We start from the raw sequence: 22,331 nt of genomic DNA on the forward strand, positions 1-22,331 counted from the left end.
CGAACGCGAATAGTAATGTTCGCGGCATGGTCACGTCGCAACACGAAGGTCTGACCAAGGTCGCGACCTTTGAACCGGATCACACCCGACATATGCTGCTCGCACTGTTCGACCTGCCCATTCCGAAGTCGGGCGAGGGCCGCGTCGCCTCGCCCGACCTCTCGGAGGCGGACCCGGCCGTGTGCCGGGCCGACGGCGCCCTGCTCTATGGGGACGGGGACGACAAGTTCGGCATCATCGTCGAGACGCAGCGCGGAGTCGACAAGGAGAAGCCCTACTCCTGGCTGGAGTACATCGCGAACTTCCGCTCCCGCGAGAAATGCCCGGTGTGCTTAATCGTCATCTGCCCCAAGCGCAACGTCGCGCGATGGGCCCTGCGGGTCATCGAGACCGGGCACCCCGGCCTCGAACTGACGCCCCTGGTCATCCACGCGGGCAACACGCCCGTCATCACGGACGTCGCGCGCGCCAGGGAGAACATCGGGCTGGCGGTCATGTCCGCCGTCATCCAGAGCGAGGATCCCCGCTTCAACGCCGTCATCTCCGCAGTGGAGAAGGCGCTGGACTACCTCGATCCGAAAATCGCCGAGCGGTACGCTCGCCACATCACTGTGTCACTGGAAGGTGACGCACAGAAAGAGTGGGAAAAAAGGATGAAGGCGATGACGTATCCGTACATGGGCGAGTACGCCGAGAGCCTGATCGCCAAGGGCGAAGTCAAGGGCGAGGCGAATGCCATCTTCCTGATTCTCGAGGGGCGCGGAATTCCGGTGTCCGACGAGGTACGGGGGCAGGTCCTCGCCTGTAGCGACAAGGACACCCTCGAAGCCTGGCTGCTGCGGGCGCTCACCATTGAGACGGCGGAGGCCCTCTTTGACTGACCTCGCCATACCCGGAGGGCACGAGCGGGATCAGAGGACGACGGATCCGTACATGGGCGGGTACGCCGAGAGCCTGATCGCCAAGGGAAGGGCCGTGGGAAGGGCCGAGTGGAAGACGAGAGCGCTCTTCGTGATGCTCGCAGGGCGCGGGATTCCGGTGTCCGACGAGGCGCGGGATCGGATCCTTTCCTGCTATGACCACGACATGCTCAACGCCTGGGTGCTGCGGGCGATCTCCGCCGAGACGGCGGAGGCCCTCTTCGACGGCCTAGCCGAAGAGGCCGAGTTGGCGGGCGGCGCGGAGGGCGAGCCAGACCTCGGCGAAAGCGCCGCTTGACGACAGGTCGCGGCCGGTGAGGGCGGCGAAGCGGCGCAGCCGGTAGGACAGCGTGTTGGGGTGGATGTGCAGGGCCGCGGCGGCGTCGTCCGTGTGGCGGTTGTGCTCCATCCACACCCGTACGGTCGCCAGCAGCCGCGAGTCGTGGGCGGCGTCGTAGGCCACGACCTCGCCGAGCACGTGGTCCACCAGGGCGCGCAGGGTCGCCGGGTCGTCGGGGAGCCAGCGTCCCGTGGTGTCCTCGCCGTAGTGGACCAGTGGTTTGCCGGATTCGGCGGCGTGCGAGGCGGCCCAGACGGCCTCGCGGTGCGGCAGGCGCAGGGACGCGCCGGCCGGGAAGGGGCGGCTCGCGCCGGCGCGGGCGTCGGCGACGGCGGCGACGGTGGGGCCGGCCTCGGGAGGACCCAGCACATAGTGGTCGTCGCCGCGGCGCAGCATCAGGTGGGGCAGTTCGTCCAGGGCGCGGCGCAGCGCGTCGTCCGGGGCGTCGCGGACGACCAGCAGGATCAGGTCGGCGTCGAGGCCGAGCCGGGCCAGGCGGCGGCGGGCGGCGGGCGGGTCCAGCACGTCCTGGAGCAGTTCGGCCAGCGTCTCGGCGCCTTCGCGGCGCAGCGTCTCGCGTTCGTTGCGGGCCATCGCGACCTGGAGCGCCGCCACCGTGGCGATGTGCTGGACGACGGCGAGCCCGGCGGGCCGGGCGCCTTCGCGTTCGAAGGCGACGAGGAAGCCGGCGGGCCCGCCGGGGGCGGAGACCGGCAGGGCGAAGCCGCCCGGGATGGTGGGGGCGGCGTCAGGCTCGGTGGGCAGGACGTCCAGGCTGGGCGGCACGGGCACCCCCTTGAGCAGCGGCCGGCCCTGCGGCGTGCACAGGTGGACGTCGTAGCCGGACAGCCGTTCGAGGCGTTTGAAGAGGGTCGCGGTGTCGAGGTCCTCGGCGGCGAGCCAGCGCAGCGCGCCGAACACCTGGAGCTGCGCGCCCAGCCGGTGGCTGGCGTCCTCCTGCAGCGCCGCCGCCACCTCCTGCGAGATCGCGATGAACGGCACCGCGAGCGGCACCTCCAGCACCGGGATGCCCCGCTCCTCGGCCGTCTCGAAGAAGGCCGGATGGAGGGGCGGCACGTGGAGCCCGGCGGACAGGGCGAGGGCCGAGACGCCGGCGTCGTCGAGGCGGCGCAGGTAGGCGCGCTGCCGGGCGGCCGAGCGGGGCAGGCCGAGCCCGGTCGTCAGGATGACCTCGGCGCCGAGCAGCCAGGGCGTGGGGTCGTCGAGCTCGCTGACGTGCGCCCAGGACACCGACCGGGACAGGCCCGCCTCGCCGGCCAGGAGCCGGAGCTGCAGGGCGGGTGAGCGGAGGAGGTCCTCGACGGTGATCTTGTGGTCCCGGCGGTCGGGAACCGGGGGTGTGTGTTCCGGCACAACACACACCGTAATACTTCGTGGACACTACAATTGCCGCAGGTCAGAGGCATGACGAACACTGTCCGCATGACTATCGGTCCCGTCGACTCCTCCCGGGTCCCGCGTTTCGCCGGGCCCGCCACCTTCGCCCGCCTGCCCCGCCTCGACCAGGTGGAGAAGGCCGACGTCGCGGTCGTGGGCGTGCCGTTCGACACCGGTGTGTCCTACCGGCCGGGCGCCCGGTTCGGTCCAGCCGCCGTCCGGGAGGCGTCCCGGCTGCTGCGGCCGTACCACCCGGGGCTCGACGTGTCGCCGTTCGAGCGGGCGCAGGTGGCCGACGCCGGTGACGTCGCGGCGAACCCGTTCGACATCGGCGCGGCCATCGAGGCGATCGAGGAGGCGGCGGGCTCGATCGACGCCCGGCTCGTCACGATCGGCGGCGACCACACGATCGCGCTGCCGCTGCTGCGTGCCGCCGCGAGGAAGCACGGCCCGGTCGCGTTGCTGCACTTCGACGCGCATCTCGACACCTGGGACACCTACTTCGGGGCGGAGTACACGCACGGCACCCCGTTCCGCCGGGCCGTGGAGGAGGGCCTGGTCGACACCGCGGCGCTGAGCCACGTCGGCATCCGCGGCCCTCTGTACGGCAAGAAGGACCTGGAGGACGACCGGCGGCTCGGGTTCGGCATCCTGACCGCCGCCGACGTGCTGCGGCGCGGCCTGGACGAGGTCGTCGACGTGCTGCGGCAGCGCATCGGCGAGCGTCCTCTGTACGTCTCGGTCGACATCGACGTGCTCGACCCCGCCCACGCCCCCGGCACCGGCACCCCGGAGGCCGGCGGGCTCACCAGCCGCGAGCTGCTGGAGATCCTGCGCGGGCTCGCCGGTTGCGACCTGATCGGGGCCGACGTCGTCGAAGTGGCCCCGGCCTACGACCACGCGGAGATCACCTCGGTCGCCGCCTCCCACGTGGCCTACGACCTCGTCAGCTTGCTGGCGTTGCGGCAGGAGAAGCAGACATGAGCAACACCCTCACCGAGATCGAGATCTACGGGGTCGAGCGCATCCCCGACGCCGATCGCACGGCGCGCCCGCTCGACCTGTTCCGGGTGGCCTTCGGCGGCGCGAACACGTTCGCGACCTGCGTGCTCGGGGCCTTTCCCATCCTGTTCGGCCTGTCGTTCTGGCAGGGCCTGGCCGCTACCGTGCTCGGGCTGGTGGTGGGGTCGCTGATCCTGGCGCCGCTGTCGCTGTTCGGGCCGCTCAACGGCACCAACAACGCCGTGTCCTCCTCGGCGCACCTGGGCGTGCACGGGCGGGTCGTGGGCTCGTTCCTGTCGCTGCTGACCGCGATCGCGTTCTTCTCGATCTCGGTGTGGTCGTCGGGTGACGCGCTCGTGGGCGGCGCGCACCGGCTGGTCGGGCTGCCGGACACCGACATGTCGTACGCGGTCGCGTACGGGATCTTCGCCGCCCTCGTGCTGGTCGTCTGCGTGTACGGCTTCCGCTTCATGCTGTTCGTCAACAAGATCGCGGTGGCGGCGGCGTCGCTGCTGTTCGTGCTGGGGATCTTCGCCTTCGCCGGCGACTTCGACCCGTCCTACCCGGGCACGCTCGCGGCCGGCGACCCGCTGTTCTGGCCGTCGTTCATCGGCGCGGCGCTCATCGTGCTGTCGAACCCGGTCTCCTTCGGCGCGTTCCTCGGCGACTGGTCGCGTTACATCCCGGCGGACACGCCGCGGCGGCGGGTGATGACGGCGGCGTTCATGTCGCAGATCGCCACGATCCTGCCGTTCTTCTTCGGCCTGTCCACGGCCTCGATCATCGCGTCCAAGGCGGCGGAGTACGTGGACCCGGCCGCGCCCAACTACGTCGGCGGCCTGCTGGCGATCTCGCCGGGCTGGTACTTCGTGCCGGTCTGCCTGATCGCGCTCATCGGCGGCATGTCCACGGGCAGCACCTCCCTCTACGGCACCGGCCTGGACTTCTCCAGCGTCTTCCCGCGGTTCAGTCGCGTGCGGGCCACGGTCTTCATCGGTACGCTGTCGATCGTGTTCATCTTCGTCGGCCGCTTCGCCGCGAACCTGACGCAGAGCATCTCGACGTTCGCCACGCTCATCATCACGTGCACGGCCCCGTGGATGGTGATCATGATGATCGGCTACGTCACGCGGCGCGGCTGGTACGACGCGGACGCCCTCCAGGTGTTCAACCGCCGTCAGCGCGGCGGCCGCTACTGGTTCACCCATGGCTGGAACTGGCGCGGCATGTCCGCCTGGCTGGCCTCGGCGCTGCTGGCGCTGTCGTTCGTCAACCTGCCGGGGCAGTTCGTCGGCCCGCTCGGCGAGCTGGCGGGCGGCGTGGACATCTCGCTCCCGGTCGGCCTGGCCGTGGCCGCGCTGCTCTACCTGGCGCTGCTGACGGCCTTCCCCGAGCCGCGCGAGGTCTATGGGCCGCGCGGCCCGCGCCTGGTCCGCGCCGCCGACACCCCGGTGCCGCCGATCATCGACGTGCGGCCGGCGGCCACGGAGCCGATCGCGCCGTGACGGAGCTCGTCGACCTGTCGGTGCCGGTCGAGACCGGGATGCCCGTCTACCCGGGCGACCCCGAGGTCTCGATCGGCCCGGCGCTCACGGTGGCCCGCGACGGCGTCAACGTGCTGGCCGTCCACATGGGTTCCCAGTCGGGCACCCACGTGGACGCGCCGTTCCACTTCGGCGACGCGCTGCCCACGCTGGACGACCTGCCGCTCGACCGCTTCGCCGGCCCCGCGACGGTGGTGGACGCCAGGGGCCTCGCGCCCCGGTCGGGCATCGCCGCGGCGGCCTTCGGCGGGGTGCGCGCGGGCACGATCGTGCTGGTCGCCACCGGCTGGTCGGCGCACTGGGGCACCGGCGCCTACCTGGAGCACCCCTACCTGTCGGAGGAGGCGGCGGAGCTGCTGGTGGAGCGGGGGGTGCGGACGGTCGGGATCGACGCGCTGAGCGTGGACCCCACGCCGGCCACCGACTTCCCCGCCCACCGGGTGCTGTGCGGCGCGCACGCGGTCATCGCCGAGAACCTGACCGGTCTCGACCGCCTGCTCCTGGCGCAGGAGAGCGGCCGGCCGATCGAGGTGTCACTGTTCCCGATCCGGCTGGCCGGCGCGGACGGCGCTCCCGTCCGCGCGGTGGCCCGCCTGGGTCAGCGCGTGCCCCAGGAGTAGGACTGCTTGCGCAGCTTCAGGTACACGAACGACTCCGTGGCCCGCACGGCGGGGATGGCGCGGATCTTGCTGAGGATCTCCAGCAGGTGACCGTCGCCCTCGCACACCACCTCGACGATGACGTCGAACGAGCCCGCGGTGAGCACGACGTAGTCGATCTCCGAGATCGCGGCCAGCTCGTCGGCGACCGACTCCAGGTCGCCCTCGCAGTTGACCCCGATCATGGCCTGCCGGGGGAAGCCCAGGGTGAGGGGGTCGGTCACCGCGACGATCTGCATGACCCCGGCCTCCTGCAGCCGCTGGACGCGCTGGCGCACGGCGGCCTCGGAGAGCCCGACTGCCTTGCCGATCGCCGCGTACGGCATCCGCCCGTCCGCCTGGAGCTGCTCGATGATCTGCTTTGACAGCTCGTCGAGCACGACGGGACCCTGGGCCGGATTGCTGCGGCGGACGCGGGGCGGCGACGTCATCGAGAGGAATCCTCCTAGCGGTCCGGCGTTACGGGGGCGTTCCCGCATGATTGCCGTCCTGGTGCGACATGTTGTCAGTTCTGGGCAGTCTGTCAAGCGAATTCGTAGCAATTTGGTATCTTCACCACGAAATCCCTTGTCCGGATGCTTCCACTCTGTAAGAGTCGCGGCATCTCAGCCACCTCACGAGGAGGTCACCTTGACCACCCGTCTGCAGAACTTCGTCAACGGGGAGTTCGTGGACGCCAAGAGCGGCCGATTCTCCGACATCATCGACCCCTGCACGGGCGAGGCGTACGTCCAGGCCCCGGTCTCGGGCATCGAGGACGTCGACGCCGCCTACGCCGCCGCGGCCGCCGCGTTCGACTCGTGGGGCAGGACCACGCCGGGCGAGCGGGCCAACCTGCTGCTCAAGGTCGCCGACGCCATCGAGGCGCGGGCCGACGAGATCAACGAGGCGGAGTGCCGCAACACCGGCAAGCCGCGCGCCCGCATGGCGGAGGACGAGACCCCCGTCGCCGCCGACCACTTCCGCTTCTTCGCCGGCGCGGCCCGCACGCTGGAGGGCCCGACGGCCGGTGAGTTCCTCGCCGAGCACACCAGCGTCATCCGGCACGAGCCGATCGGCGTCATCGGCCAGGTCACGCCCTGGAACTACCCGATGATGATGGCGGTCTGGAAGATCGCCCCGGCGCTCGCGGCCGGCAACACGATCGTGCTCAAGCCGTCCGACACCACCCCGGTCTCCACGCTCAAGCTCGCCGAGATCCTCGGCGAGGTGCTGCCCGCCGGCGTCTTCAACGTCGTCACCGGCGACCGCGAGACCGGCGCGCTCGTCGTCGGCCACCCGACGGCCGCCATGGTCGCGATCACCGGCTCGGTGGGCGCGGGCATGTCGGTCGCCAAGAGCGCCGCCGACGACCTCAAGCGGGTGCACCTGGAGCTCGGCGGCAAGGCCCCGGTCGTGGTCTTCGAGGACGTCAAGGACCTCGCCAAGGCCGCCGCCGACATCGCCACCGCCGGACTCTACAACGCCGGCCAGGACTGCACGGCCGCCTGCCGGGTGCTCGTGCAGGAGAGCGTGCACGACGAGTTCGTGGCCGCGCTGACCGAGGCCGCGGCCGCCACCGTCACCGGCGACCTGTCCAACGAGGACGCGCTCTACGGCCCGCTCAACAACGAGAACCAGCTCACCCGCGTCCAGGGCTTCATCGACCGGGCCCCGGCGCACGCCAAGGTCCTCACCGGCGGCCACCGCGTCGGCGACCGGGGCTACTTCTTCGCCCCCACCGTCGTGGACGGCCTCAGGCAGGACGACGAGATGGTGCAGAACGAGGTCTTCGGCCCCGTCATCACCGTCCAGACCTTCACCGACGAGGCCGACGCGCTGGCCAAGGCCAACGACGTGAGGTACGGCCTCAGCGGCTCGGTCTGGACCTCCGACCACGGCCGGGCGATGCGGATGTCGAACCGCCTCGACTTCGGCGTCGTCTGGGTCAACACGCACATCCCGTTCGTCTCCGAGATGCCGCACGGCGGCTTCAAGCACTCCGGCTACGGCAAGGACCTGTCGGTCTTCGGCCTGCACGACTACACGAGGGTCAAGCACGTCATGCACTACATCGGTGAATAGCGCTGATGACCAGCGCCATCGAGCTTGAGGACGTCGTCAAGGAATATCACGCGCACGGCGAGCTCGTCCGTGCTGTCAAGGGCGTCTCGCTGGACATCGAGGAGGGGGAGTTCTTCTCCCTCCTCGGCCCGTCCGGATGCGGCAAGACCACCACCATGCGGATGATCGCCGGCTTCGAGGCGCCCTCGAAGGGCCTGGTCAAGCTGCACGGCCAGGACGTCACCAACGTTCCGCCCAACAAGCGCGACGTCAACATGGTCTTCCAGTCCTACGCGCTCTTCCCGCACATGAGCGTCTGGGACAACGTGGCCTTCGGGCTGAAGCAGCGCAAGACCCCGCAGGAGGAGATCCGGCGGCGCGTCGGCGACATCCTGGAGATCGTCGACCTGGTCGGCAGGGAGAAGCGCCGGCCGCGCGAGATGTCCGGCGGCCAGCAGCAGCGGGTGGCTCTGGCCAGGGCGCTGGTCAACCGGCCGCGGGCGCTGCTGCTGGACGAGCCGCTCGGCGCGCTCGACCTCAAGCTGCGCCAGGCCATGCAGATCGAGCTCAAGCGCATCCAGCGCGAGGTCGGCATCACGTTCGTGTACGTCACGCACGACCAGAGCGAGGCGCTGACCATGAGCGACCGCATCGCGGTCATGAACGACGGCCTGGTCGAGCAGCTCGGCGGGCCGCGGGAGATCTACGAGCGGCCGGCCACGCCCTTCGTGGCCGGCTTCATCGGGACCTCCAACCTGCTCACCGGCACCGCCAGGGCAGGCGAGCTGAAGATCGGTGACGGCCGCGTGCTGGTCCCCGGCCAGGACGGCGAGGTGACGGTCACCGTACGCCCGGAGAAGATCACCATCGGCACGGACGAGCCGGAGGCGGGCCTCAGCGCGCTGGCCGGAACCGTCTCCGAGGTGGTCTACCTCGGCACCTACAACAGCTACGCCGTACGTCTCGTCGACGGGGCCGAGATGACGGTGTTCCAGCAGAACGCGCACGACGCGACGGCCACGGCGGAGCGGGGCGACTCCGTGTGGCTGTCCTGGCAGGCGCAGCACTCGTACGTGATTGGAAGTTGATAGCAGGCCATGAACCCCCGTCTTCCCCTCCCCCGCCACGGACTTCCGCGCCGTGAGGCGTTCCGGCTCGCGGGCCTGTCGGCCGCCGGTCTCGCGCTCGCCGCCTGCGGCGTGCAAGGCCAGAAGGCCGCGCCGCCCAAGGCCGACGAGGTCCAGGACTTCTGGTCCAAGCAGACCAAGAACGGCAAGGTGGTCTTCGCCAACTGGCCGGAGTACATGCCCGAGGACAAGGGCCCGCTGGAGAAGTTCGCCAAGGACACCGGCATCTCCTACGAGTACAAAGAGGTCATCCAGGAGAACGCCGACTTCTTCGGCAAGGTCGACCCCGTGCTCCGCGCCGGCCAGCCGCTGGGCTACGACATCGTCGTCATGACCAACGGCATCCAGCTCCAGCACATGATCGAACTGGGCTACTGCGTCGCGCTCGACCACTCCAAGCTGCCGAACTTCGCGGCCAACGCCGGCCAGAAGTACAAGGAACGCGCCTACGACCCCGGCAACAAGTACACCGTTCCCTACACCTCGGGCGTGACCGGGATCGCGTACAACACGAAGTACGTCAAGGACGACATCACCAGCATCCAGGCGCTGTTCGACCCGAAGTACAAGGGCCGGATCGGCATGATGGCCGACGCGCAGGAGATCGGCAACTTCGGGATGTTCGCCCTCGGCATCGACCCGGAGAAGTCGACCGAGGCCGACTGGAAGAAGGCCGGCGACAAGCTCAAGGAGCAGCGCGACAACGGCCTGGTGCGCAAGTACTACGACCAGAGCTACATCGACGCCGTCGCCAAGGGCGACATCTGGCTGAGCATGGCCTGGTCGGGCGACGTCTTCCAGCGCCAGCTCGCGGGCGAGCCGGTCAAGTTCGTGGTGCCCGAGGAGGGCGGCACGATCTGGACCGACAACATGCTCATCCCCAAGGGCGCGGCCAACCCGCTGGACGCGCTGATGCTGATGGACTACCTCTACCAGCCGGCCGTGGCCGCCGAACTGGATGAGTTCATCCAGTTCGTCACCCCGGTCCCGGCGGTGCAGGACCTGCTTCGGGAGAAGGCGAAGACCGCCAAGGGCGAGGACAAGAAGGCGCTGGAGCAGATGGTCGACAGCCCGCTCATGTTCCCGACCGAGGCCGACTACGCCCGGCTGCGCGGCTACACGCCGCTCGACAACCAGCAGCAGCAGGTCTTCAACCCGATCTTCCAGTCCGTCACCCAGGCCTAGACCATGCGGCGGCTCACCCCCTACCTGCTGGCGCTGCCGGGCTGGATGTGGCTGGCGATCTTCCTGATCGTGCCCATGGCGGCCATGGCGTCGGTGTCGCTGCAGAGCGGCAACGCCATCGACGGCTTCGCGATGACGTTCTCCGTGTCCAACTACAGCGACGCCCTCGGCCGCTACAGCACCCAGCTCGTCCGGTCCCTGCTGTACGGCGGGATGGCGACGGTGGCGATGCTGGCCATCGGGTACCCGGTGGCGTACTGGATCGCCTTCAAGGGCGGCCGGCGCAAGTCGGTCTACCTGTTCCTGCTCCTGCTGCCGTTCTTCGTGTCGTTCGTGCTGCGGACGATCTCGTGGAACTTCCTGCTGGCGGACAACGGCATCCTGTTCGGCACGCTGAAGGGCTGGGGGCTGCTGCCCGCCGACTTCCACGTGCTGGCCACCACGTTCGCCGTGGTGGGCGGCCTGACCTACAACTGGCTGCCGTTCATGATCCTGCCGATCTACGTGGCGCTGGAGCGCGTGGACCCGCGGGTGGTGGAGGCGGCCCAGGACCTCTACGCGACCCGGACCGCGGCCTTCCGCCGGGTGGTGCTGCCGCTGTCGCTGCCCGGCGTGTTCGCCGGGGTGCTGATGACGTTCGTGCCCGCCACGGCGGACCCGGTCAACGCCGCCATCCTCGGCGGCACCGCCAACACCATGATCGGCAACATCATCCAGACGGAATACCTCACCAACCTCGACTACCCGACGGCCTCGGCGCTGTCGTTCACGTTGATGGGGGTGCTGCTCGTGGGCATCTTCGTCTACGCCCGCGCGCTCGGCACGGAGAACGTCCTCGAGGCGGCGGCCCGATGAGGGGCACCCGCATGGGCGACCGGCTCCTGCACCTCTGGACCTGGCTCGTCATCCTGTGGCTGTCGTCGCCGATCGCGGTGATGATCCTGTTCGGCTTCAACGACAAGCAGAGCAAGTCCAACACCACATGGCAGGGGTTCACCCTCCGCTGGTACGGCGAGCTGTTCGAGATCTCCGACCTGACCACGGCGCTGACCAACACCCTCGTCATCGCGCTGGTCAGCACGGCCGTCACGGTCGTGATCGGCACCATGCTGGGCCTGGCGCTCGGCCGGCACCGCTTCCGCGGCCTCGGCGCGACGAACTTCCTGATCTTCGCCGCGATCTCCACGCCCGAGCTGGTCATGGGCGCCTCGCTGCTGTCGCTGTTCGTCTCGGGCAACGTCCCGCGCGACTCCGTCACGATCATCGTCGCGCACGTGCTGTTCTCGCTGTCGTTCGTGGTCGTCACCGTACGGGCGCGGGTCGTCGGGCTCGACCCGTCGCTGGAGGAGGCCGCGAGAGACCTGGGGGCGACCGCCTGGGGCACGTTCCGGCAGGTCACGCTGCCGTCGATCATGCCGGGCGTGGCGGCGGGCGCGATGCTGTCGTTCGCGCTGTCGATCGACGACTACGTGGTCACCAGCTTCGTCAACGGCTCGACCGTGACGTTCCCGCTGTGGATCGTGGGCGCCGTCAAGACCGGGATCCCGCCCCAGGTGAACGTCATGGGTACGCTGATCTTCGGCATTGGGGTGCTGATCGCGATCGGGAACGCGATCGCGGCGCGGCGCCGCACCTGAAAACCTGACCTTCGTAGGGAAGTGGGATTTGTGGATCCGCTGAAGGCGCTTGCTGACGCGGAGCGCAAGCCGTACTGGCTGGACAGCCCGGCCAGACCCGAGCCGCGACCGCGGCTCACCGATCACACCACCGCCGACCTGGCCGTCGTCGGCGGCGGTTTCTCCGGTCTGTGGACCGCGCTGATGGCCAAGGAACGCGACCCCTCGCTGGACGTCGTCCTGCTGGAAGGCCGCAGGATCGGCTGGGCGGCCACCGGCCGCAACGGCGGGTTCTGCATGGCGACCCTCACCCACGGCCTGGCCAACGGCCTGGAGCGGTGGCCGGACGACATCGGGCGCCTGGAGCGCATGGGCGTGGCCAACCTCGACGAGATCGAGGCCACGCTGGAGCGCTACGGCGTCGACTGCTCCTTCGAACGCACCGGCGAACTGCACGTCGCCACCGAGCCCTGGCAGCTCGACACGCTCGGCGAGCACCTGGACCTGATCTCCGACCTGGGGCTCGACTACGTGCCCCTCGACCAGGAGCAGGTGCGGGCCGAGGTGAACTCGCCCACCTACCTCGGCGGGCTCTGGGAGCGCAGCGGCTGCGCCATGCTCGACCCGGCGCGGCTGGCGTGGGGGCTGCGCGAGGCGTGCCTGCGCGTCGGCGTGCGGGTGCACGAGCGCTCGCCGGTGCGGTCGCTGCGCGACGACGGCGTACGCATCGAGCTGCGCACCCCGTACGGCGGGGTCTCGGCGGCCAAGGTGGCGCTCGGCACCGGCGTCTTCCCGCCGCTGCTGCGCCGGCTCAGGCACTTCGTGGTCCCCGTCTACGACTACGCGCTGATGACCGAGCCGCTGACCGACGGGCAGCTCGCCGAGATCGGCTGGCGCAACCGGCAGGGCGTGGGCGACTCCGGCAACCGCTTCCACTACTACCGGCTGACCGACGACAACCGGATCCTGTGGGGCGGCTACGACGCCGTCTACTACAACGGCGGCCTGGTCAAGCCCGAGTACGACCAGCGCGACGAGACGTTCGTGACCCTCGCCCGGCACTTCTACGACACCTTCCCGCAGCTCGACGAGGTGCGCTTCACCCACCGGTGGGGCGGGGTGATCGACACCTGCAGCCGCTTCAGCGCCTTCTACGGCCAGGCCCACGGCGGGCGGCTGGCCTACGGCGTCGGCTACACGGGCATGGGCGTCGGCGCCACCCGCTTCGGCGCGAACGTCATGCTCGACCTGCTGTCCGGCGAGCCGACCGAGCGGACCGAGCTGCGCATGGTGAAGGAGAAGCCGATCCCGTTCCCGCCGGAGCCGGTGCGCTCGGGCGTCATCCAGGTCACCCGCTGGTCGATCGCCCAGGCCGACCAGCACCAGGGCCGGCGCAACCTGTGGCTGCGCACGCTCGACCGGATGGGGCTGGGGTTCGACTCCTGACCCGCGGGCATGATGCCTGGCGACCCCCGATTCCACCACATGTGGGGGTCGCGAGGTGCGTGCGAGGCTGGTCGCCTGTGCCGGGCTGATGCTGCTGGCGGTCGGGTGCGGTAACCGGCAGGCCGAGGTCCTGCCCGCCGGGCTGCCCGCCGCCAAGGTCGCCCGCTGCGTCATGAGCTTTCCCGACGTACGGGCCGGGCGCCTGGCCCGCGCCCGGCTGGCCGGCGACATCGCCCGCTATCTCGCCCGCCGTCCCGGCCGGGTCGTCTACGCGGCCCACGACCTGGTCAGCGGGATCTCGCTGGGACCCGGCCGGCGGCGGGACGAACTGGTCATGGCCGGCGGCGCCAGGGTGGACCTGCTCATGGCGCTGCTGTCCCGCCGCGCGGGCAAGCTCGGCGAGGGCGAGGGCGAGCGCGACCTGGCCGCCCGCATGTTCGCGGAGAGCGACGCCGGCGTCGCCGGTGCCGTGTGGGCGCGGGTCGGCGGGAGCGGCGCGATGAGCGCCTTCTACCGGCGGATGGGGCTCGGCCACACCACGCCGGGGCGGGGCGGCGACTGGGGCGGTACCACCAGCAGCCCGTCCGACCGCGTCCGGCTGCTGAAGGCGCTGGTCAAGGGCGGCGGCGGGCTGAGCGCCGCCGACCGGGACCTGGTGCTCGGGCTGATGGGCCGGCCGCCGGAGGGTCAAGGGTGGGGCGTCAGCGCGGCGGCCCGGCGCGGCGACCGGGTGGCGCTCGTGAACGGCGCGACGCCGCGCCCGTCCGTCCACGACACCTGGGCCGTCGGCAGCTACGGCCGGATCGCCGGGACGGGACGGGACCTGCTGCTGTCGGTGCAGACCGACCTGCAGCCGGGGGAGGGCGCGGGCATCGAGACCGTCGAGGGCGTGGCCCGCATGATCGGCACCCGCTGGGACGGCCTCACCCCGACCACCCGCCGCCCCTGCCCCACGAACCCCCTCCCGTGAGGCCCCCTCCCGTGAGGCCCCCTCCCGTGAGGCCCCCTCCCGTGAGGCCCCCTCCCGTAGGGGCCCCTCCCGTGAGCGCCGGGCTCAGGCGTGGGCGGCCGGCGCGTCCTCCGGGATCTCCTTCGGCACGCCGCGCAGGCCCACCAGCGCCAGCACCGCGACCGCGGCCAGCAGCACGCTGGTGACCAGCGCCGTCACGTGCAGACCGGCGAGGAACGCCTCCCTCGCCGCCCGCATGAGCGCCCCGGCCTGCTCGGCGGGGAGCGCGGCGGCCGCGTGGACGGCCCCCGCGATCGACTCCCTGGCCGCCTCTCCCGCCACCCCGGCGGGCAGCTCAAGATGGGACCGGTAGGTGCTGGTGAGGACGGTGCCGAGGATCGCGATGCCGAGCGCCGCCCCCAGCTCGAACGCGGTCTCCGACACCGCGGCCGCCGCCCCGGCGCGCTCCTTGGGCGCGGTGGCCAGCACGTTGTCGTTGTTCACGGTGAAGGCGAAGCCGATGCCCACGCCGCCGATCACCATGGCGGGCAGCAGCGCCATATAGGTCAGCTCCAGGTCGAGCGTGCTGTAGTAGAGGAACGCGCCCGCGTTCATGGCCAGGCCCAGCGCCACCACGCCGCCCCGGCCGATCCGCCGGATCAGCCCGGCCGCGAGCACGCCGCCGACCGCGCCGCTCAGCCCGCCGGGAAGCTGCGCCAGCCCCGCCTGCAGCGGCGTCCAGCCCAGCACGAGCTGGAGATACCAGGCGAACATCAGCAGCATGGCCGACATGGCGAAGATCGCCAGCAGGTTCGTCACGATGGACGCGGTGAACGCCCGCCGGGCGAAGAGCCGAACGTCGATCAGCGGCTCGGGCAGCCGCGTCTGCCGCCAGGCGAACAGGCCCAGCAGCGCCACGCCGCCCGCCCCCGCGACCAGCACGTTCGCGTGCCCGAGGCCCTCGTGCGCGGCCTCCTTGATCGCCCAGACGACCGCGATCACCCCGGCCATCGACAGAGCCGCGCTGGGCAGATCGAGCCTGCCCGCGTCAGGGTTGCTCGACTCGGGCAGCACGATCACGCCGCCCACCAGCACGAGCAGCATGATCGGCACGTTGATCAGGAACACCGAGCCCCACCAGAAGTGGTCCAGCAGCAGCCCGCCGACGACCGGGCCGACGGCGAAGCCCGCCGCGCTCATCCCGCTCCAGATGCCGACGGCCGCGGTGCGCTCTCCCGGCTCGGTGAAGACGTTCCTGACGATCGACAACGTCGACGGCATGATCGTCGCGCCGGCCACGCCGAGCAGCACGCGGGCCGCGATCAGCAGCTCCGGAGTGGGCGCGTACGCGGTGAGCGCGGAGGCCGTCCCGAACGCCGCCGCGCCGATCAGCAGCAGGCGCTTGCGGCCGATGCGGTCACCCAGATTGCCCATGGTGACCAGGAGGCCGGCCAGGGCGAAGCCGTACACGTCGCCGATCCAGAGGAGCTGGGTGGAGCTCGCGCCGAGGTCGGCGGTCAGCCGGGGGAGCGCCAGGTGCAGGACCGTGAGGTCGAGCGAGAGCAGCAGGGTGGCCAGGCAGGCGATGGCCAGGCACCACCATTTGTTCGTCATGCCGGTCAGCGTGACGGGACCCCCTGACCGCGGGCCTACCGGTCGCTGACCGCCCCGCTGACCTGCCCGCCGACCTCGGTCAGCGCCGCCGCGATGCGGGCGCGGGTCTCGGCCGTGCTGTACCAGTCGTCGGGGCACTCCGCGCGGGCCCGCAGCAGCAGGCCGCGCGCCTCCTCAAGAGCGCCGCCGCGCAGCGCCACCTCGGCGAGCCCGAGAAGCGCCCAGGCCAGCATCTCGACGGAGCCGTTGCGGCCGGCCAGCTCGGCGGCCGGCAGGTAGTCGGCCCGCGCCTCCTCCGGCCGGCCGAGGCCCTGCAGCGCGTCGCCGCGCCGGCACAGCGACTCGGCGATCTCCGTCGTGGCCCCCAGCTCGCGGGCGGTCGCCAGCGACTCGTCCGCCAGCGCGTACGCCGCCGCGTACTCCCCCCGCTCCTGGTGGAGCGTGCCGAGCCCGGACAGCACCAGCGCCGTGCCCCAGCGCTCGCCGATCGCCTTGAACCTGGCCAGGCTCTCGTGGAAGTGGTCCGCCGCCTCCTCCACCCGGCCGAGCGCCTGCAGCACGAACGCCGCCCCCGCGTACGCCAGCGCCCGCGGCCAGGGCGCGAGCCCCACCAGGGTGCGCTGGATGTCGAGATAGGCCTCGTCGAAGTCGCCGGGCGGCCCGTTGTACATCGACAGCAGCATGAGCAGGAACTCCACGCGGCGCGGCATGTGGTCCCACGGCAGCAGCGTGCGCGAGCGGGTGAGCAGGTCGCGCACCTCGTCGCCGACCTCGCCCCGCCAGGCGGTGACGACGGCGCAGGTCACGTACTCCTCCTCCAGCCCCTCGGGGACGGCCGCGCCGAGCCTGACCAGCAGCGTGGCCGCGAGGTCGGCGCTGGTGACGCGGTGGCCGCGCATCCACCAGTAGCAGGCGCAGTGCGCGAGCAGCCGCAGCGCCGTCTCCACCTGGCCGGTCTCGGTGGCCCAGCGTACGGCGGCGTTGACGTCGTCGCTCTCCTCGTCGAGGCGGGCCAGCCACTCCAGCTGCTCGCGGGTACGCAGCCGGTCGTCGGCGGCGAGCACGAGGTCCAGGCACCAGGCGGCGTGGGTGCCGCGGGTGGCCTCCACCTCGCCCGACTCGGCCAGCCGCTCCGCGCAGAACGCCTGGATCGTCGCCAGCATCCGGTAGCGCCCGCCGACCCGCTCCACCAGCGACTTCTCCGCGAGCGAGAACAGCACCTCCTCCGGCAGCCCGCACACCCGCTCGGCCGTCTCGGGGCGCGCCCCGCCCACGAACACGCTGAAGCGCCTGGCCATGCGCTGCTCGTCGGCGTCCAGCAGGTCCCAGCTCCAGGCCACGACCGCGCGCAGCGTCTGGTGGCGGGGCAGCGCCGTACGGCTGCCGCGGGCCAGCAGCCGGAACCGGTCGTCCAGCCGCGCCGCCACGTCGGCCACCGACATCGTCCGCAGCCGCGCCGCGGCCAGCTCGATCGCCAGCGGCAGCCCGTCGAGCGCCCGGCAGATGCGTACGACGTGCGCGGCGTTGACCGCGTCCACCGCGAAACCGGGCCACACCGCCTCCGCCCGGTCGGCGAACAACCGTACCGCCGGATAGTCCAGCGGGTCGACGGCCTCGGGCGGCGGCAGCCGCAGCGGCGCGACCGGCAGGATCGACTCGCCGGTGATGCCCAGCGCCTCCCGCCCGGTGACCAGCACCCGCAGGGCCGGGCAGGAGGCCAGCAGCAGATCGGTCAGCTCGGCGGTCGCCTCGACCAGGTGCTCGCAGTTGTCCAGCACGAGCAGCAGCTCGCGCCCGGCGAGCGCGGTCGCGAGGCGGGTGAGCGGGTCCACGGGCCGGTCGGGGGCGGGGCGCAGGGCGTCGCGGACGCCGAGCGCGCCCAGCACCGCGGCGGGCACGTCCGCGCCTTCGGAGACCGGGGCGAGCGGGACGAAGCAGACGTCCTGCGGTTCCCGCCCGGCCGCCTCGACCGCGAGCCGCGTCTTGCCGGCGCCGCCCGGGCCGATCAGCGTGACCAGGCGGTCGGCCCGCAGCCGTGCGCTCACCTGGGCCAGCTCCCTGTCCCGGCCGACGAAGCTGGTGAGCTGCGCGGGCAACCCCTGCCGCTGGGGGGCCGACGGGGCGGGCGCGCCGAGTGCGGGATCGGCCCGCAGCACGGCCAGGTGCGCGGCGGCCAGTTCGGGCCCGGGCGCGACGCCCAGCTCCTCGTCCAGGATCCTCCTGGCTTCGTCGTAGACGGTCAGCGCCTCCGCCTGGCGGCCGCTGCCGTAGAGCGCCCGCATGAGCTGGGCGCGCGGCCGTTCGCGCAGCGGATGGGCGGCGACGAGGCCGCGCAGTTCGGCGGCGAGCTCCCGATGACGGCCGAGGTCCAGGTCGGCCTGCACCCGGTCCTCCGTCGCGGCGAGGCGCAGCTCCTCCAGCGCGCTCGCCTCGCCCTCCGCGTACGGGGCGTCGGCCAGCGGCGCGCCCCGCCACAGCTCCAGCGCCTCGCGCAGCAGCCCGGCGGCACGGCCGGGATCGCCGGCCGCGAGCGCCTGACGGCCGGCCGCCGCCAGCCGCTCGAAGCGATGAGCGTCCACGTCGGCTGGCTCGGCGGCCAGCCGGTAGCCCGCAGGATGGAACTCGACCAGGTCCCTGCCGAGCGCCCGGCGCAGGCGGGACACCTGGGACTGCAGCGCGTTGGCCACGCCCTCGGGCGGCTCGGGGCCGTACAGGCCGGCGGCGAGCCGGTCGGCGGCGACGACGCGGCCGGCGTGCAGGGCCAGCAGCGTGAGCAGCGCCCGCACCCGGGGGCCGCCGAGCGCGACGGGCTCGCCGTCGTCGCCCAGCACCGTGGTGGGCCCCAGGATCTGGAAGCGCATGCCTCGATTATCGCGATCTCGGAAGCAGCGCGGCCGTCTCCGCGTAGGTCGGCATCCCCGGAGCCGGCCTGCCCTGGACGGCGAGCGCCGCCGCCAGCGCCCCCTGGAGCGCGGCCCGGTAGAGCAGCGAGCCCGTGCTCACCCGCGCCACCCCGGCGGCGGCCAGCTCGGCCATCGTGGGGCCGTCCGGCTGGAAGAGCACGTTGAGCGGCAGCGGCGTGGCCGCCGCCACCTCGGCGATCGCGTCCAGGCCGGTCAGTCCTGGCACGAAGACGCCGTCGGCGTGCGCGTACGCCCGCACCCGCTCCAGCGTGTCGCCCGTCCGCAGCCAGCAGGTGTCGGTCCGCGCGTTGACGAACACGCCGTGCCCCTTCGCCGCCTCGATGATCTCCTGGTGCAGCCCGATCGGGCGCAGGGTGCCGTCCGGCCGGCCGTCCTCGAGGTTCACGCCGGCCACGCCCAGCGCGGCCAGGCCCGCCACCAGGTCCGACACCTCGGCGGGGTCGTCGCTGAAGCCGCCCTCGACGTCCACGGTGACGAGCACGCCGAGATCCTTGATCGCCTCGGCCAGTTCGACGGTCTCGGCGCGGGTGACGCCGGCCGCGTCCGGCCGGCCGTGCACGGCGGCCACGCCGAGACTCGTGGTGCCGATCGCCGGGAAGCCCAGCGCGGCCAGGGCGGCGGCGGAGCCGTAGTCCCAGGCGTTCGGCAGCAGGAACGGCTCGCCGGGGCGGTGCAGGTCATGGAAGCTCACGGCCGCTCACCCGCCCGCAGCCCCTCCAGCACGCCGGCGGCCAGCGCGAGCGCGTACGCGGGCGCCGGGCAGGGACGCAGCCCGGCGCCGAAGGTCAGATGCGGCCCGTCGCCGCGCGCCGGGTCGAACCGGCCGGGATCGGGGAAGACGTCCGGGTCCCGGTTGGCGGCCACCACGTCGAGGGTGACCTCCTCCTCGTCGCGGAGGTCCAGCCTGCGGAGGACCTTGACCGGCGGATCGTGCCGGAGCGTCTCGCGCAGCACCGCCTCCACGTCGTCGTGGCCGGCGAGCCGTGGCAGGGCGTTGGCGATCAGGGTCTCGGTGGCGTCGTGCGCCTGGAGCAGCAGGGTGACGGCCGGCAGGTCGGCCCGGTCCAGGAGGGCGGCGACGGCGGCGTCGCGCTGCGGGCTCTCCTCGCCCGACAGGTATCCGGCCGCCGCGGCGGCGACCGGGGCGGTGTCCGCGACGCCGAGCGCGGCCCCGAGCACCCGCGTGGGCACGCCCCGCCAGTCGCCGGCCCGCTCCAGGGTCGCGCGGCGGGCGTCGGCGCGCAGCCGTACGGGGTCCAGGGCGGCCAGCCGCTCGACGACGCTGCGGCGGCGCGCGGCGTGCTCGGCGCCGGAGCTGAACCGCGAGACATGGGCGCGCAGCCAGGCGAGCGTCCCCTCGGGGGCGTCCTGGCGCACGGGCGGCGGCACGTACCGGGGGTCGGCGAGCACCGCCAGGGCTTCGGCGTGTCGGGTGAGGTGCATGAGGTCCACGCTAGGAGCGGGACTGTTCGGCGACGGCCGAAGCATGCCCGCACTCAGGCGGCCAGCCCCGGCGCGCCCTCAGCGGCCGCGTCCTCGCACGGCGCGTCCCCGGCGGGCGCGGGCTGGGCGTGCGCGGATCGGGCCGGCGCGGACCGGGCGGGCGCGGATCGGGTGGGCGCGGGCTGGGCGTGCGCGCTCACGGCCGGCGTCGCCGTGGCGCGCGCCGTGGCCCGGCGGGTGACCGCGGCCAGCGCCATCGTCACGAGGAGCACCATCTCGGCCAGCACCACGGCCCGCTCCAGCGGCCCGTAGTAGGCCGCCCCGTTGATCAGCGGCGAGGTGACGGTGGCCGGGTGCGCGGCCAGGTACGCCGCCAGCGTCACCGCCGCGGTCACGCTCATGGCCCGCACCGCGTTCCAGCGGGCGGCGGCCGCCCGCCCCCTGGCGAACGTCCACCCGGCGACCGGCAGCGCGGTGAACACCACCGCGGCCGACCAGCGGTGGATCTCCCCGGCGAGCGTGCCGACCTGCGAGGTGCCGGGATCGGTGGGGAAGACCGCGCTCAGCATCAGCCCGGCGGCCCCGGCCAGCAGCAGCACCCGGGTGGCCGCGGTGCGCGCCGGGTCGGCCACGGCCAGCCCGTACGCCAGGCTCAGGCACGCCCCCGCGAGCGCCAGCATCCCGACGAGCACCGGCACCAGCCCGCCGGCGACCAGCGCGTAGTCGCTGAGCAGCGGCTGGCCGGGCAGGGTGAGCTCGGTCCAGGTGAGCGCCGCCGCCGAGACGGCGGTGCCGCCGGCCGTCGCCCACAGGCTCCACCGTGGGATCATCGCGCCACCTCATCGTAGATCGCCTCGAACCGGGCGAGCGACGCCTGGTCGTCGTGGGTGAGGGCGAGCTCCCTGCTGGCCCTGCCGTACCTGGCGCGCAGCTCGTCGTCGCCGAGGACGCGGGTCAGGTGGCGGGCCAGCTCGACCACGTCGCCCGGCTGGAACAGGTGGCCGTTGCAGACGACCAGGTGCGGCAGCGCCATCGCGTCGGCGGCCACCACGGGCAGGCCGGTCGCCATGGCCTCCAGCGTCGCGATGCTCTGCAGCTCGGCGACGCCCGGCATGGCGAAGACGTCGGCGGCGGCGTACGCCTGCGGCATGTTCTCGTCGGGGACGAAGCCGAGGAAGAACACCCGGTCGCCGACCCCGATCCTGGCGGCCAGCCGCTCCAGCTCGGCCCGCTGGTTGCCCTTGCCGACCAGCGCCACCTGGGCGTCGGTCTCGTTGAGCACGAGCGGCAGCGCCCTGACCAGCTCGTCGATCCGCTTCTCCTCGTCGAGGCGGCCGACGAACAGCACGGTCGGCCGGTCGGGCAGCCCGAACAGCTTGCGCGCCCATGCCTTGGGCTCGGCGTGCGGGTGGAACCTGCTCAGGTCGATGCCGCAGGACACGGGCTCCACCTCCCGCGCGAACCCCTGGTCGGCGAGGAGCCTGGCGGCCAGCGGGGTGGGCGTGGTGACGTGGTCGGCCCGGTTGAAGACGCGGGCGAAGTCGCGCCAGGCCAGCCGGCCCGCCTTCGCCCGGAGCCTGGCGGGGATGTGGGCGAACTGGAAGAGGTTGTCGGGCATGAAGTGGTTGGTGGCCACGACGGGAACGCCCGCGCGCCGGGCGGCCGCGATGGCGGCCCGGCCGACGACGAAGTGGCCCTGCGTGTGCAGCACGTCCGGGCCGATGTCGGCGACCAGCCGGTCCAGCCGGGCCGGGACGGTGACGCGCATGGTCGGGTGCACCAGCAGCGGCGCGGAGCGCAGCCGGTGCACGATGACGCCGTCCACGACGTCGGCGCTGGCCGGGCCGTGCTCCGACTGGCAGACCACGTGCACCTCGTTGCCGCGCGCGGCGAGGCCGGTGGCCAGGCGGTGGGTGAAGTAGGCGGCGCCGTTCACGTCGGGTGGGTAGGTGTCGGTCGAGATCAGCACCCGGCGCGGGCGCTCCGGGGCGGGGGCGAGCAGGGCGCGGTCGGTGACGCTGTGCAGGGGCATGGCCATGACGGTGACTCCACAATCGCAAGGGAACCCGGCCCGGGGAGGGCCGGAGGGGGAACGGGGGACGACGAGCCGGAGACGGAGGA

The 22,331-nt window shown here is 72.4% G+C and carries 20 protein-coding genes; 12 read left to right on the forward strand and 8 right to left on the reverse strand.

Features of this window, described 5'->3' with window-relative positions:
• Positions 1–26: 26 nt before the first annotated feature.
• Positions 27–881, forward strand: a complete 855-nt coding sequence (locus tag Nocox_RS09070) for a hypothetical protein (RefSeq protein WP_157383275.1) — start codon at positions 27–29, stop codon at positions 879–881.
• On the forward strand, positions 874–1,218 hold the full coding sequence (locus Nocox_RS09075) for a hypothetical protein (protein WP_020545383.1): 345 nt from the start codon (positions 874–876) through the stop codon (positions 1,216–1,218). The genes Nocox_RS09070 and Nocox_RS09075 overlap by 8 nt, the downstream gene beginning before the upstream one ends.
• On the opposite strand, the gene Nocox_RS09080 is transcribed toward Nocox_RS09075, so the two are convergent.
• Positions 1,150–2,634: a PucR family transcriptional regulator gene (locus Nocox_RS09080; protein WP_020545384.1), complete on the reverse strand. Its 1,485-nt coding sequence runs from the start codon at positions 2,632–2,634 to the stop codon at positions 1,150–1,152. The genes Nocox_RS09075 and Nocox_RS09080 overlap by 69 nt on opposite strands.
• Before the next feature lie 69 nt (positions 2,635–2,703).
• Here Nocox_RS09080 and speB point away from each other — a divergent pair, with 69 nt between their 5' ends.
• The 3 genes from speB to Nocox_RS09095 are packed head-to-tail and all read left to right on the forward strand — an operon-like array spanning position 2,704 to position 5,824.
• The gene (speB, locus tag Nocox_RS09085; protein ID WP_020545385.1) at positions 2,704–3,642 is read left to right on the forward strand and encodes an agmatinase; all 939 of its coding nucleotides are present in this window, start codon (positions 2,704–2,706) and stop codon (positions 3,640–3,642) included.
• Positions 3,639–5,165: a purine-cytosine permease family protein gene (locus tag Nocox_RS09090; RefSeq protein WP_020545386.1), complete on the forward strand. Its 1,527-nt coding sequence runs from the start codon at positions 3,639–3,641 to the stop codon at positions 5,163–5,165. The genes speB and Nocox_RS09090 overlap by 4 nt, the downstream gene beginning before the upstream one ends.
• Positions 5,162–5,824 (forward strand): cyclase family protein, encoded by a 663-nt coding sequence (locus tag Nocox_RS09095; protein WP_020545387.1) that lies wholly within the window; start codon positions 5,162–5,164, stop codon positions 5,822–5,824. The genes Nocox_RS09090 and Nocox_RS09095 overlap by 4 nt, the downstream gene beginning before the upstream one ends.
• Here Nocox_RS09095 and Nocox_RS09100 read toward each other — a convergent pair.
• Entirely contained in the window at positions 5,803–6,294 is a 492-nt protein-coding gene (locus Nocox_RS09100; RefSeq protein ID WP_020545388.1) for an Lrp/AsnC family transcriptional regulator, read from the reverse strand. The two genes, Nocox_RS09095 and Nocox_RS09100, sit on opposite strands and share 22 nt — an antisense overlap.
• 199 nt (positions 6,295–6,493) lie before the next feature.
• Here Nocox_RS09100 and Nocox_RS09105 point away from each other — a divergent pair, with 199 nt between their 5' ends.
• The 7 genes from Nocox_RS09105 to Nocox_RS09135 are packed head-to-tail and all read left to right on the forward strand — an operon-like array spanning position 6,494 to position 14,250.
• Positions 6,494–7,927 (forward strand): gamma-aminobutyraldehyde dehydrogenase, encoded by a 1,434-nt coding sequence (locus Nocox_RS09105; protein WP_020545389.1) that lies wholly within the window; start codon positions 6,494–6,496, stop codon positions 7,925–7,927.
• Positions 7,928–7,932: 5 nt separating this feature from the next.
• Entirely contained in the window at positions 7,933–8,994 is a 1,062-nt protein-coding gene (locus Nocox_RS09110; RefSeq protein ID WP_020545390.1) for an ABC transporter ATP-binding protein, read from the forward strand.
• 9 nt (positions 8,995–9,003) lie between these two features.
• The gene (locus tag Nocox_RS09115; RefSeq protein WP_020545391.1) at positions 9,004–10,218 is read left to right on the forward strand and encodes an ABC transporter substrate-binding protein; all 1,215 of its coding nucleotides are present in this window, start codon (positions 9,004–9,006) and stop codon (positions 10,216–10,218) included.
• Between the two features lie 3 nt (positions 10,219–10,221).
• A complete protein-coding gene (locus Nocox_RS09120) occupies positions 10,222–11,073 on the forward strand; it encodes an ABC transporter permease (RefSeq protein ID WP_020545392.1) in 852 nt (283 codons plus the stop codon).
• Positions 11,070–11,855 (forward strand): ABC transporter permease, encoded by a 786-nt coding sequence (locus Nocox_RS09125; RefSeq protein WP_157383276.1) that lies wholly within the window; start codon positions 11,070–11,072, stop codon positions 11,853–11,855. The genes Nocox_RS09120 and Nocox_RS09125 overlap by 4 nt, the downstream gene beginning before the upstream one ends.
• A gap of 30 nt (positions 11,856–11,885) precedes the next feature.
• Positions 11,886–13,280 carry an NAD(P)/FAD-dependent oxidoreductase gene (locus tag Nocox_RS09130; RefSeq protein ID WP_020545394.1) on the forward strand — a complete coding sequence of 465 codons (1,395 nt, stop codon included), beginning with the start codon at positions 11,886–11,888 and terminating at the stop codon, positions 13,278–13,280.
• Positions 13,281–13,335: 55 nt separating this feature from the next.
• Complete coding sequence (locus Nocox_RS09135) at positions 13,336–14,250, forward strand: serine hydrolase (protein ID WP_157383277.1); 915 nt, start codon at positions 13,336–13,338, stop codon at positions 14,248–14,250.
• An 84-nt stretch (positions 14,251–14,334) separates the two neighbouring features.
• Here the strand turns inward: Nocox_RS09135 and Nocox_RS09140 are convergent, their stop codons facing one another.
• The 6 genes from Nocox_RS09140 to Nocox_RS09165 are packed head-to-tail and all read right to left on the reverse strand — an operon-like array spanning position 14,335 to position 22,248.
• Positions 14,335–15,843 (reverse strand): MFS transporter, encoded by a 1,509-nt coding sequence (locus tag Nocox_RS09140; RefSeq protein ID WP_020545396.1) that lies wholly within the window; start codon positions 15,841–15,843, stop codon positions 14,335–14,337.
• A gap of 35 nt (positions 15,844–15,878) precedes the next feature.
• A complete protein-coding gene (locus Nocox_RS09145) occupies positions 15,879–18,704 on the reverse strand; it encodes an AfsR/SARP family transcriptional regulator (RefSeq protein WP_020545397.1) in 2,826 nt (941 codons plus the stop codon).
• A 7-nt stretch (positions 18,705–18,711) separates the two neighbouring features.
• Positions 18,712–19,458: an isocitrate lyase/PEP mutase family protein gene (locus tag Nocox_RS09150; protein ID WP_020545398.1), complete on the reverse strand. Its 747-nt coding sequence runs from the start codon at positions 19,456–19,458 to the stop codon at positions 18,712–18,714.
• A complete protein-coding gene (locus Nocox_RS09155) occupies positions 19,455–20,210 on the reverse strand; it encodes a cytochrome P450 family protein (RefSeq protein ID WP_157383278.1) in 756 nt (251 codons plus the stop codon). The genes Nocox_RS09150 and Nocox_RS09155 overlap by 4 nt, the downstream gene beginning before the upstream one ends.
• Before the next feature lie 53 nt (positions 20,211–20,263).
• On the reverse strand, positions 20,264–21,040 hold the full coding sequence (locus tag Nocox_RS09160) for a DUF998 domain-containing protein (protein ID WP_020545400.1): 777 nt from the start codon (positions 21,038–21,040) through the stop codon (positions 20,264–20,266).
• Positions 21,037–22,248, reverse strand: a complete 1,212-nt coding sequence (locus Nocox_RS09165) for a glycosyltransferase (RefSeq protein ID WP_020545401.1) — start codon at positions 22,246–22,248, stop codon at positions 21,037–21,039. The genes Nocox_RS09160 and Nocox_RS09165 overlap by 4 nt, the downstream gene beginning before the upstream one ends.
• Positions 22,249–22,331 lie beyond the last annotated feature (83 nt).

It is taken from the genome of Nonomuraea coxensis DSM 45129 (assembly GCF_019397265.1).
GTDB classification, from domain to species: Bacteria; Actinomycetota; Actinomycetes; order Streptosporangiales; family Streptosporangiaceae; genus Nonomuraea; species Nonomuraea coxensis.